Consider the following 12211-nt stretch of genomic DNA (forward strand, 5'->3'; position numbering starts at 1 on the left):
GCCGCACCATTATGGTGCTATCATTTCCTTTATACTAAACTTCGTTTATTATAATAAACGATCTGCTGTGTGCGGACGTTATCGGATTGACGGATCCGGACCTCGGGAATTAAGGTAAAGAAGGGCCGGTCCGACGCGAGGCGTCCGCCTCAGCCACATTTTGTAAACGGTTCCATTTAGCTTGGCAGAACGGGGGATAAGATGCGCAAGTTTCGTCTGGCGAACGTAGATAAGAGTCTTTACATCCGGATGCTCGTGCTGATCACGGTGCTGCTGCTAAGCAGCGTGCTGCTCATCTCGCTGCTGACGTATTCGCTTGCGAAGAAGAACAGCTTCGAGAATGCGCAGCAGTCGAACGCGGCCGCGCTCACGCAGCAATTGTCGCTGATCGATCAGGAGCTGGAGTCGGTGAGCAGCCTCGCGGCCAACATTTTGATGACGCAGTCCTATATGTTCGCCGAGTGGGAAAATACGCTGTCCGTCGGTTCGATCATCGATCTGAACAACTACCTGAAGCAGCAGCGTTCGCTTAACCCGTATATCGATTCCATCTATTTGTACTACGACAAGCTGGATCAGATCATCACGAGCGGTCTGCAGGCGCGGCCGCTTGCCGAGTTCGCGGACCGGGGCTGGACTTCCGCGTACGGAGGCAACGTCCAGCGTACGCAATGGCTGGTGAATCGCGAGACGCATCCGGAAGTCGCGGTCGCCAAGACAGCGGAAGCGCCCGCCTCCGAACGACGCTGGATCACGCTGGTGCAGACGATGCCGCTGATCGGCAAGCCGATCGGCGCGATCGTGATCAACATCGATCAGGACAGGCTGTTGGGCGATTACCTGCAAGCCTATTCGTCCAGCGCCGGCGAGATGCTCGTCCTCGGTCCGTCCGGCGAGTTCCTCTACGGCGGCGACGAGCTGCGGACGAACGGGGGAGCGGATCGTCAAGATCGCGCTGGCCCAGCGCGGCGGAGATTCGATCGTCGCGACCGTCGCGCATCGGAAGCAATTGGTCACCACGCTGGAATCGGAGGCGACGCATTGGCGGTTCGTGCATCTGGTGCCGGTGGCGCAGCTGCTCGCGCACATCGACAAGCTGAAAACCGTCGTGTTCTCGGTCTCTCTCCTTTATGTCGCGATTGCAGGCGTGAGCGCCTGGTATTTTTCCCGGCGTATCTATCGTCCGCTGGCCCAATCGATCGCCTATATCCGCAGGCTGGAGGAGGAGACGAGCGACAGCCGCAGCGAGGCGGAGCTCATCGTCTCGGTGTACGACCGCTTGCAGCGAACGCGGCAGCAGGAGCGGCAAAATCATGAGGAAATCGTGCGGCAAAGGCTGCTGCTCGACATGATGCAGGGGCTGGGCTTGACCCAGTACAAGCATCTGCCGATCGCGCCTTTGGAGAAAGAAGTATGGTCGGCCTGGGAAGCCCAATATACGCTTTTCCTGTTCGAGCCGGAGAGCCAGTCCGACGGCCGACGGGCGGAGGACAACATTCAGCAGCAGCTGTCGCTGCTGGAATGGAGCGATTCGCTCCGCAAGCAGGTGTCGGGCGAGGTCGTCCTGCGCGACGACGGACAGATCGTCGTCATCGTCGGCGGCGAACCGGCGCCTGACATGGCGGAGCACTGGCGGCGGCAGGCGCTGCAGTTCGGCTTGCCGCCGATGACGGTGGGGATCAGCGAGCTTCACCGCGGGATCGACCGACTCGAGCAGGCCTATCGCCAGGCGAACGAGGCGCTGCGCCGCAAGCTGTACGCGGGCCGCGGCGCGATTATCCGCTACGAACGGCTGCAGGACGGCGGCGACGGCGCGGATCGGCTCCAATCGTATCCGGGCGCGATCGAAAAGCAGCTCGTGCAGGCGATTAAAGATAAAGATGCGGAAGGCGTCAGGCAAGGGCTCGACAGCCTCAAAGACTGGATGCTCGAGCACAGGCCTCACCCGGTCGTCATGCAGCAAGCGATGACGCAGATTCGCGGCGAGATGCTGAAGCTGATCGCGGGCTTCGGCGCGGAGGAGCAGACGCTCATCCTGCAGCTCTCGATGCCCGAGCGCCACGACATGACGCTCGACGAATACATTCGGCTTGCTTCAGCACATCGCGGACGCCCTGATCGAGCAGTACGCCCGAATGTCGTCCCGGGCGCACGACGCCACTTTGGAGCGCGCCGTTCGCTACATCCAGGACCATTATGAGCAGCAAGCTGTCGGTCGAGCAGGTGGCCGACCATGTGCGCCTGAGCGCATCGTACGTGAACAAGCTGTTCAAGGAGCGGCACGGCACGACGATCAACGAATACATCATCGAGCTGAAAATCGGCCGGGCCAAACGCTTGCTGACGGAAACCGACCTCGTCATCGAAGAAATCAGCCAGCAAATCGGCTACAATACGCTCAGCTATTTTACGCGGCTATTCAAAACGAAAACCGGGATGACGCCCGGACAATATCGCCGGCAGCATGGCGCGAAGCCGGAAAATACCTAGAGAATCAGCGATGATTCTCTTTTTACATAAGAAAACGCGAAAAAGACAAAGGCAAAATCGGCCGATATTCACGGAAAACGCAAAAAAATCGGAATAACGAAATTGTGAAAGCGCTATCTATTCCGTTACGCTGTGCCTTGAATCGATCGCGATTCCATTTAAGCCAAGGGGGAAATTCCACATGCAACAAAACATGCGTTGGTGGGCAAAGGCGGCCGCGACGGCGACCATCCTGACATCGGTGCTGAGCGCCTGCTCGTCGGGCAACACGTCCGAGTCGTCGCCCGCTTCATCATCGGCAGCGGCCACGGAGACAGCGGGCGGCAGCGCGAGCGCCACGGCATCCGCCGAAGCGTCGAACAACGAGCACTATACGATTAATTGGGGCATTCACTTCCAGGCGCCGGGCGTCATCGCCGATACCCGCGTTCAGAAGGAGCTGGAGAAGCGGTACAACGTGACGATCAAGCCGGTCAAAATTACCGATGCGAGCATCGCCGGCGGCGAAGTGCCGGATGTGTTCACGCTAAGCGATCCGAGCGCGGTCGCGGCCTATCAGACGCAAGGCGTGCTGATGCCGATCGAGCGATCGCTGATCGGGGAGCGGCTGCCGGAATACGAAGCCGACATTCAATCGGTGCCGGGCAATTTATTCGCGCCGGCCACCTTCGACGACAAGCTGTGGGCGATTCCGATGTTCGTGATGCTTCGCGGCTACGACTTTGCCGGCCTGTGGCGCACGGATTGGCTTAAGAAGGTCGGCATCGAGAAGACGCCGGAGACGCTCGAGGAGTTCGAGAAAGCCGTATACGCGTTCGCCAAAAACGATCCGGACGGCAACGGAAAGAACGATACGTACGGCTTGACGGGCACGATGACGACGACGTGGTCGTCCGGCTTCTACAACATATTCGGCGCGTACGGCGTGGAGCCGACGATGTGGCATGTCCGCGACGGCAAGGTCGTCAACGGCTCCGTCATGCCGGAGACGAAGGAAGCGCTCGCCACGCTCCGCAAGTGGTACGCGGACAAGGTGATCGATCCCGAATTTATCACGGATACGCAGGAGTCGTACCGGACGAAGCTGTTCAACGGCCGCATCGGCTTCATCGAAGAGACGATCGGCCGCCTGTATCGCGAGGACGCCTCCACCATCGCCAGCATGAAGGAGATCAACGCCTCGGCGACGCTGGCGCCAGGCGTGAATCCCACCGGTCCCGGAGGCAGCGGCTCGTGGAGCTGGGGCTCCAAGAGCAACTACGTCGTGTTCGGCTCGCAAATGGCCAAGGACCAGGGCAAGCTCGATCGCATTCTGCAGATCATGCGGGACTACAGCGCCGACCGGGAGCTGTACCTGCTGCTCAACCAGGGCTATGAAGGCGAGCAGTGGAAATACGTATCCGGCACGAGCGGTCCGACCGAATTCCTCGACGGATGGGCCAAGGTCGAGGACAGAGACCAGACAGGCGCGCGCATGTTCGCGCTGGGCGCCATCAACACGAACGCCATGCGCGCCGACTTGACGGATCCGGACCTCACGGCCGCCATTCAAAAATACGGAGCGGGCGACAACTGGACGGACGCCACCTACTTCATGGTGCTGCCTTCGGAAGGCATGTACAAAGCGGATCTGACCCTGCTGATGCAGCGCACGTTCGCCGAGATCATCACCGGGCAGAAGAGCCTGGACGACTATGACGCCTACGTGAAGCAATGGTACGCCAAAGGCGGCCAGAAGCTGACCGATGAAGCGAACGCGCTGTATGCCACATTGAAGTAATCATCGCCTGAAGCGGTGCGCCTCTTCGCCGGGAGAGCGGAAAGGCGCGCCGTTGAATCCGAATCCGCAGGAGGAATAATGATGAAAGTCAGAATTTTCAGGCGAATTACGGTTTGGACGGTTTTTCTGACTTTGCTGTGGGGGCTGCTGCCGCCCGCGGGCGGTGTCATTCGGACGGCAAGCGCCGAAGAGAGCGGCAGCTTGACGATTCAAGCCTCGCTGTATCCGAAGCTCGAATGGACCGAGGACGCCGGCGCGTCGCAATACCGATTGACGGTACAACGGGAAGGAGAAGCGGCGCCGGAGGCCGTGTACACGTTGCCTGCCGGCGTGCGTTCCCTCGCATTGCCGAACCGTCTTCAGCCGGGCGCGACCTACGACCTGACGGTCGAGTCGGGCAGCGCCGGGAGCTGGACGGCGTGGGCCGAGGATTCGCTCGCGACGCCGGCCGATCAGGAGCAGCTCGTGTCCGATTCGTTCGAGGACGATGCGGTCGGCACGCTGCCGGCGGGCTTCACGAAGTACACCCCGGATGCCAACAACACCGTACAGGTCGTCGCCGACGGGACGCAGCACCGGATCGAGCTGAACCGGTCGGTAGGCTCCGCCGTATACGGGCCGGCGCTCACGTATCCGTTCGGGGCGCCGCTGACGGACGGCATCGTCAGCGCGGAATTCAGCGTGAAGCGTTCGAGCACGCAGCGCTTCATCTTGTATTCGCTCGGCTACAGCCTGACGCGCTCGCAAAATGCGGCTTGGGCGTTCGTCGACTACAGCCGCCACTACTTGTACGATCCGACGTACCGCGACGTCGGCGCCATGAACGCCGATACGTGGTATCACTACAAGCTGGTCGCCGATATCGATGCGGGGACGTACGATTTCTACATCAACGGCGTCAAGGCGAACGCGGCGCCGGTGGCGTTCCAGGCGACCCAGCCGATCCGCGAGTTCACCGTGTACAACTCCGCCGGGCGGGGCGGCGGCGATCTGGCTTACCAGACCGGCCCGTACTGGGTCGACGACGTGACGATCCGCCATTCGCGGACGCCGCCGCGGGCGGTAGCGCCTGCATCCGGCGCGAGCCAGCTCGGGTTGACGGAGACGCTGCAGTGGCAGGACAGCGGCGCCGAGGACTATGCGATCGTGATCGCGCGCGACGCGGCGATGACCGACATCGCATGGAGCGGCGCGGCGGCCGGTACGGCGGACAGCTTGAGCATTCCCGCCGCCGCCGGGCTGGATTACGACACGACGTACTACTGGCGGGTCGTCGCCCATGACGACGGCTGGAGCTGGACGGCCGACACGGCCAGCTTCAAGACGATGAAGGATCCGGCGGGGCCGCAGGACGTGAGCCGCTATCCGTCGCTGACCTGGACGGCGGTGCCGGGCAGCGACGCGTACACGGTGAGCATCGCGTCGGTCGACGGCACGCCTCAATCCTACGCGTACAACGGCATTGCCGGCACGCAATTTACGGTGCCCTTCGCGCTCGACGCTTCGCGCAGCTATAGCTGGCGCGTGCTGGCGGACGACGGCGTCACCGAAGCGGGCAGCGGCTTGTGGCTGACGGAGGCCGACGACAGCGTTTGGGTGTCGGAGGACTTCGAGTCGGCCGCGACGGGCAGCGTTCCGGCGCCGTTCACGGCATTTGCGCCCGGCGCCGTCAGCACCGTGCAGGTCGTCGAGGCGGGCGGGGAGCGCTATGTCGAGCTGAATCGCTCGACCGGATCGACGGATGCGGGCCCGGCGCTCATCTATCCGTTCGGACGGACGGTCGCGAGCGGCACGCTGGACGCGTCGTTCCGCGTCAGACGCGATGCGACCCAACGCTTCCTCACGTATGCGATGGGCAACAATCTGACCTACAATCAACAGCCGGTATGGGCCTTCGTCGACTACGGCAACGTCTACGCGACCGACCCGACCTACCGGTCGCAGGGCAAGATGGATGCGGATAAGTGGTACGACTACCGCATGGTCGTCGACGTCGATGCGGGCGCGTACGACCTGTATATCGACGGACAGAAGACGAACCAGCAGCCGATCGCGTTCCAGGGCGCGAATCCGCTGACCCAGTTCATGGTCTTCAACAAGTACGGCAGAGGGGGGCGCGGACAACGGGTATCATACCGGCGCCTACGACGTGGACGACGTGACGGTCGCCTGGCAGCCGACTTCGCCGTCCGCAGTCGGTCCCGTCGACCGCAGCGAGGACACGTCCGTCACGCCGGCGTTCGAATGGCGGGACGCCCACGCCGATTCGTACACGCTCGTCATCGGCAGAGACAGCGGACTCACCGAGGTGACGCAGGTAATCGACGGCATTACGGACAACGCGTACACGCTGCCTGCGTCCGCGGCGCTCGATTACGACACCGTCTACTACTGGAAGGTCGTCGCACACAAAGGAGCCGACAGCTGGTCCGGCGGCAGCGCGGCGAGGCTGACGACGCAGCTCGACGCCAGCGGCAACCGCGTGCCCGTGCTGTTCTCCGCGGCGCCGACGGAGGCGAAGCCGGGAGAGATGTTCCAGCTGTTCGGAGCAAGCTTCGATACGGACGACGTGCGGCTGCTGCGTCTGGACGATACGCCGGCGGCCGGCCTCGAAGCTTTGATCGGCGCAGCAGCCGATCCGGAAGCGCTGGACCGCGACGAAGCGGCGGCGATCGGCGAGCCGTACGGCAACGATACGGTGCTGCGGGCGGTCGTGCCGGCTGCGGAGACGCCGGGCATGTACGCCGTATGGGCCGTGAACGATACGCAGTGGAGCGCGCCCAAGCTGCTCAACAAGACGACCGTTTACTTCGCGTCGCCGAATCGCTTGAACGCGGCTTCCTCGCGCGAGGTGCGGATCATCGGCAAGCAGCTTGCCGGCGATTCGAACGCGGCTTATGTATATCTCGTCGACGAGGAAGGAGACGCGACGGCGGTCACGCTCGAGGAAGCGGGACCGTACGAGCTCGTGTTCGAATGGCCGCTGGCGCTGGGGCCCGGCACGTACGAGATTTGGACGCACAACGGCTACGGCGGGGCGTACGGCTGGGGAGAGACGCAGACGATCGAAGTCGTCGACGAGCCGTTCTCGACCTACTCGGCGTCGATCGCGACCTACGGCGCGATACCGGACGACGGTCTCGACGACCGGGCGGCCATTCAGGCGGCGCTGGACGCGGCCGACGGCAGCGGCGGCGGAACGGTTTTGGTGCCGGCGGGCACGTACGATATTTCAAATACGCTTCACGTCGGGGAGCATACGGCGCTGAAGGGGCTTGGCAAGGACGCCGGCGGCGAGCATCAATCGGTCATCAAGTTTATAACCGGCGATCCCGTCGGTCCGTCGACAGGCGGCATCGGCAAGGCGATCGTTCGCGTCGGACCCGGCTCGGGCGTCGAAGACCTGAAGCTCGTCGGCAGCGTCAGCGTCGACATGGGCATCGACGTCGAGGACGGCGCGGACGACGTATTTATCCGCAACAACGAGGTGCGCAACTACTTCCCGACGAGCGGGATCAAGGGCTATTACAGCGGCGTCTCGGGCAGCAGCGGCACGACGGATTATTTCGAGCGGCTGCAGATCGTGGGCAATACGTTCGAGGGCTACAACGGCATCAACTTCGACCTGTCCGAATACGGCCGTTTTATCGACAATACGGTGCTGACGCGGCGGTATACGCCGATCGCGTTTACGAGCTCGTCCAAAAACATCATCGAAGGCAACACGATCGACGGCCGCAACGCCTCCGGGGTGAGAGAGGCGAGCCGCGGCATCACGTTCAACACGGGCTTCGACCGTCCGGGGCTGAAGCCGAACGAGATGAACTATGTGTCGGACAACAACATCACCTACGTCGGCAACCAGGCAGCGCCCACCAACGACGGCGAATACGTGCTGTTCGACAACAACGGCGACGCCCCGTTTCCGAACACGCATTATTACGGCGCGGTGGCGGACGGCACGCCCGAATCCTTGACGTTCGCCAACGTGAGCTGGACCGCGAACCAGATGAAGGAGCTGTACGTGCTCGTCGTCGACGGCCGCGGACTCGGGCAATACCGCAAGGTGACGGGCAGCAGCGGCGGCACGATTTACGTCGACAAGCCGTGGGACGTCACGCCGGACTATCGCTCGAAGGCGGTCGTGGCGCGGTTCCACACGCTTAACCTTGTCGTAGGCAATCATGCATACCTCAACAAGGGCAACAATTTCGTGCTGTGGGGCAACGTGCTCGACAACATCGTGGACGGCAACGAAGCGGAGCAGGGCGGCTCCACCGTGTCCGCGCTCGATCATTCGTCCCATCCGAGCCAGTACGGCGCGGCTTACTACAACCTGATTCAGAACGCGGATTCGCCGGAGGCGGCGATCACCTATTCCGAATACGGCTACGGCAGCACGGCGCGCGCGTCGGTCATCTCGTACGGCAATACGCTGCGCCGCAACGACACCGACAGGCTGTCGTTCCGCACCAACTCGGTGCAATCGGCCAGCGGGAGCGTGCGGGCGAATCTGCTGGAGCACAACAAGGTCGGCAGCGCCATCGTCGTCACGCCCAATGCCAGGAACAACGTGCTGCGGGAAAACGCGGTGTCCGGCGCGTGGCCGCTCGTCGCGGACGGCGGCGAGTCTACGATCGTCATCGAGCGCGGACTGCTTCCTGCGCCGTCGGAGGTATCCGTCATCCCGGCCGTATACGGCGTCCAGTTGAACTGGTCCGCGGTGACGGGCGCGGACGGCTACTATGTCTTCCGCAAGCTTCACGGCTCGGCAGATTCGTACGAGCGGCTGGACACCGGCACGGGCGCCGGCCCGCTGGCGGCGACGAGCTGGCTGGATGCGGATGCGGCGGTCGGCGAGCTGTACGACTATCGCGTGGCTACCTATGCGGATGGCGTCGGACAGGGTCATGCCGGGCAGCCGCAAGCCGGGTTCAGCGGCGCGATCACGGCGGCGTCGCTGACGGCGGCGGAGTGGCAGTGGACCGCTCCGTATGACGGGGAGGTCGAGGCGCTCGCTTCGCTCCGCAAGCTGGACGGCTCCGATTACGACTTCGAGCTGCGAGTCAACGGCGATCCCGCAGTCGGCGCATCGGTGCTGACGTCGGTCTACCAGGCGCACGAACGGATCTCGCTGCAGGCCGGCGACGAGCTGACGTTCGTCTGGACGTCTGCCGATCCGGGCAGCCGATGTGCAAGCGCACTACGGCGTGCTGTTCACGCGGGACGCGCCGATTCCGCTCGCGCCGCAGCAGGGTTCGCACGACGTCGTCACCGACGGGGCGGCCTTCTCGTGGACCGGCGTGCCGAGCGCCGAATCGTATCGTCTGCTGATCGGCACCGATCCGGCGCTGACGTCGCCGACGTTCGTATACGAGGACATCGCGACGAATTCGTTCACGATGCCCGCCGCAGACGGGCTCGACGAACGGACGACCTATTATTGGAAGGTGCAGGCGGTGGACGGCTCCGACGTCTGGGAGCGGGCCGACGCGGTGCAGCAGATTCGCACGGCGCCGTACGGACGCGAGCTGCTGTATGCGCAGAACTTCAACGCCCTGAGCGGGCTGCCGTCAACGTGGACCGTCCGCACGGGCACGACCAGCAGCATCGGCATCGCGGAGGTGCCGGGCAGGTTCAATCGCTCGCTGGTCATCTCTTCCGAAGGCCAGCAGGACGCGCCGCGGCTCACGATTCCGCTGCCGATGTCGCTGGACAGCGGCAAGGTGCATCTGAGCTGGGACGTCATGCATACCGGCAACCAGACGGCCCACTTCCAGCTGTTCCCGGCCAAGGCGCCGGTGACGGCCAGCGGTTTGAGCGGCCTGTTCTCGGCCTACGGCTACTACTACGTGGACTGGAGCCCAGCCTCTACGTATCCGAGCCTGCTGAACCAGTGGAGGCATATCGACATGCTGCTCGATCTCGATACGAATCAGTACACGGTCGACATCGACGGCGTACGGCTCAAGCTGAACAACGGGACCGAAGTGTTTACGTACGCGCCCGGGGCGATCGATACGCTCGTCCTGCAGTTTTCCTCCGACCGCTGGCCGGCCGTCGTCTACTTTGACAATATCGCAATCATGGCCGTAGAGGAGTAGAGAGATTTGAGCCAGATCCGACTGTTCTGGAAATATAAAGAGCTGAGCGTCATGCTGCTGGTTTCGTTGTCGGCCTTCATTTTGTTCAAGTTCGGTCCGATGTACGGCCTGCTGATCGCGTTCAAAAATTTCAGGGTGGTGGAAGGCGTGTGGGGCAGTCCGTGGGTCGGACTGCTTCACTTCCGCCGGCTGTTCGCCGACCCGAACTTTTACACGCTGTTCCGCAATACGATGCTGATCAACGTCTACTTCGTGCTGATCGTGTTCCCGGCGCCGATCGCGTTCGCCATCATGCTCAACGAGCTGCGGCATCGCTGGTTCCAGCGGCTCGTGCAGACGACGACGTATTTGCCGCATTTTATCTCGTGGGTCATCATTTCCGGCCTGTTCATCTACTTTTTGTCCCCCAGCATGGGCGTCGTCAATTATGTGATCCAGCTGCTCGGCTTCGATCCCGTCTTCTTCATGGGCGAAAAGCAATATTTGCGGCCGCTGCTGGTGCTGTCGATGCTGTTCAAGGAGCTGGGCTGGAACTCGATCATTTTCTTCGCGGCGATCGCCGGCATCGATCCGCAGCTGCACGAGGCGGCCGTCATGGACGGCGCCAAGCGGTGGAAGCGCATCTGGCACATTACGCTGCCGTGCCTCATGCCGACCGTCGTCGTGATGCTCATCCTCAACGTGGGCGGATTTTTGAACACGAACTTCGAGCAAATTTACAACTTTCTCAATCCGCTGAACTATGACCGCGGCGACGTGTTCGAGACGTACGTGTACCGCATCGGCCTGCAGCAGTTCCAGTACAGCTACACGGCCGCGATCGGGCTGTTCAAGTCGGTCGTCGGGCTGACGCTCGTGCTGCTGACGAACGCGATCGCCCGCAAGGCCAGCGGAGGCGAGCAAGGACTATGGTGAGGAGAGAGACGCAATGAACTTAAAATCTCCGGGCGAAAAGGCGGTCGACGCGGTGCTGTACGCGGTGATCGGGGCGGTGCTGCTCATGGTGCTGTACCCGTTCGTCCACGTCCTGTCGGTATCGTTCAGCGACCGCGGAGAGGCGCTTCGCTACGGGTTTCACTTTTTCCCGAGATCGTTCAGCCTGGAAGCCTACGAGCAGGTGTTCCAAGCCCGCAACATCTGGGTCGGCTACGAGAACACGCTGTTCCGGATGATCGTCGGCACGGCGGCGAGCCTGCTCGTGACCATTCTGGCCGCCTATCCGCTGTCCCGCCCTTATTTTCCGTACAAGCGCGCGTTTACGCTGGTCATTCTGTTCACGATGCTGTTCGACGGGGGGCATCATCCCGACGTACCTGCTGCTGCGCGATCTCGATCTGATCAATACGCGGGGCGTTTACGTCGTGCTGCATATGGCCAGCGCGTTTCACGTACTCGTCATGATGAGCTTCTTCCGCACGATCCCCAAGGAGCTCGAGGAGTCGGCGCGCATCGACGGCGCCGGCGAGATGCGGACGCTGATGCGGATCATGCTGCCGCTCACCGTGCCGGTGCTGGTGACGCTGACGCTGTGGAATCTCGTCATGCATATGAACCAGTTTTCCGACAACCTGCTGTACGTGACCGATCGCGGCAAATTCGTGCTGCAGTACGTGCTTCAGGAAATCTTGATCCAGGACCGTCAGGACTCGTTCGGGTCGTTGACGCAAACCCAGGAGCCTCCGGCGCCGGAGAGCCTCAAGATGGCGTCCATCATGGTGGCGATCACGCCGCTGCTCGTCATCTATCCGTTCCTGCTGAAGTACTTCGAGAAGGGCACGATGGTCGGCTCGGTTAAAGGCTGAGGCTGTCGGAGCAGGGACCGGCGTTTAATCAACAA

The 12211-nt window shown here is 62.4% G+C and carries 8 protein-coding genes; 7 read left to right on the forward strand and 1 reads right to left on the reverse strand.

Annotation, left to right across the window (positions count from 1 at the left end):
• The first annotated feature begins 201 nt into the window (after positions 1-201).
• The 4 genes from OMP40_RS14880 (at position 202) to OMP40_RS14895 (ending at position 4270) form a co-directional block, all read left to right on the forward strand.
• Positions 202-1317 (forward strand): cache domain-containing protein, encoded by a 1116-nt coding sequence (locus OMP40_RS14880; RefSeq protein ID WP_277532348.1) that lies wholly within the window; start codon positions 202-204, stop codon positions 1315-1317.
• Positions 1318-1351: 34 nt separating this feature from the next.
• The gene (locus OMP40_RS14885) at positions 1352-2200 is read left to right on the forward strand and encodes a hypothetical protein (RefSeq protein ID WP_277533205.1); all 849 of its coding nucleotides are present in this window, start codon (positions 1352-1354) and stop codon (positions 2198-2200) included.
• The gene (locus OMP40_RS14890) at positions 2197-2490 is read left to right on the forward strand and encodes a helix-turn-helix domain-containing protein (RefSeq protein ID WP_277532350.1); all 294 of its coding nucleotides are present in this window, start codon (positions 2197-2199) and stop codon (positions 2488-2490) included. The genes OMP40_RS14885 and OMP40_RS14890 overlap by 4 nt, the downstream gene beginning before the upstream one ends.
• Before the next feature lie 181 nt (positions 2491-2671).
• Complete coding sequence (locus tag OMP40_RS14895; RefSeq protein WP_277532352.1) at positions 2672-4270, forward strand: type 2 periplasmic-binding domain-containing protein; 1599 nt, start codon at positions 2672-2674, stop codon at positions 4268-4270.
• A gap of 452 nt (positions 4271-4722) precedes the next feature.
• Here OMP40_RS14895 and OMP40_RS14900 read toward each other — a convergent pair whose 3' ends face one another.
• On the reverse strand, positions 4723-4980 hold the full coding sequence (locus OMP40_RS14900) for a hypothetical protein (protein WP_277532353.1): 258 nt from the start codon (positions 4978-4980) through the stop codon (positions 4723-4725).
• A 1439-nt stretch (positions 4981-6419) separates the two neighbouring features.
• Here OMP40_RS14900 and OMP40_RS14905 point away from each other — a divergent pair.
• From OMP40_RS14905 to OMP40_RS14915, 3 genes are all read left to right on the forward strand, one after another.
• A complete protein-coding gene (locus OMP40_RS14905) occupies positions 6420-10343 on the forward strand; it encodes a right-handed parallel beta-helix repeat-containing protein (RefSeq protein WP_277532355.1) in 3924 nt (1307 codons plus the stop codon).
• A 37-nt stretch (positions 10344-10380) separates the two neighbouring features.
• On the forward strand, positions 10381-11289 hold the full coding sequence (locus OMP40_RS14910) for an ABC transporter permease (RefSeq protein ID WP_277532358.1): 909 nt from the start codon (positions 10381-10383) through the stop codon (positions 11287-11289).
• Positions 11290-11711: 422 nt separating this feature from the next.
• A complete protein-coding gene (locus OMP40_RS14915; protein ID WP_338131166.1) occupies positions 11712-12176 on the forward strand; it encodes a carbohydrate ABC transporter permease in 465 nt (154 codons plus the stop codon).
• Positions 12177-12211 lie beyond the last annotated feature (35 nt).

It is taken from the genome of Cohnella rhizosphaerae (assembly GCF_029525575.1).
Classification (GTDB): domain Bacteria; phylum Bacillota; class Bacilli; order Paenibacillales; family Paenibacillaceae; genus Cohnella; species Cohnella rhizosphaerae.

What these genes read in the sequence shown, in the direction of transcription:
- OMP40_RS14880 (WP_277532348.1), top strand. Translation starts at nt 202, where the DNA reads ATGCGCAAGTTTCGTCTGGCGAACGTAGATAAGAGTCTTTACATCCGG.
- OMP40_RS14885 (WP_277533205.1), top strand. Translation starts at nt 1,352, where the DNA reads ATGCAGGGGCTGGGCTTGACCCAGTACAAGCATCTGCCGATCGCGCCT.
- OMP40_RS14890 (WP_277532350.1), top strand. Translation starts at nt 2,197, where the DNA reads ATGAGCAGCAAGCTGTCGGTCGAGCAGGTGGCCGACCATGTGCGCCTG.
- OMP40_RS14895 (WP_277532352.1), top strand. Translation starts at nt 2,672, where the DNA reads ATGCAACAAAACATGCGTTGGTGGGCAAAGGCGGCCGCGACGGCGACC.
- OMP40_RS14900 (WP_277532353.1), bottom strand. Translation starts at nt 4,980, where the DNA reads ATGAAGCGCTGCGTGCTCGAACGCTTCACGCTGAATTCCGCGCTGACG.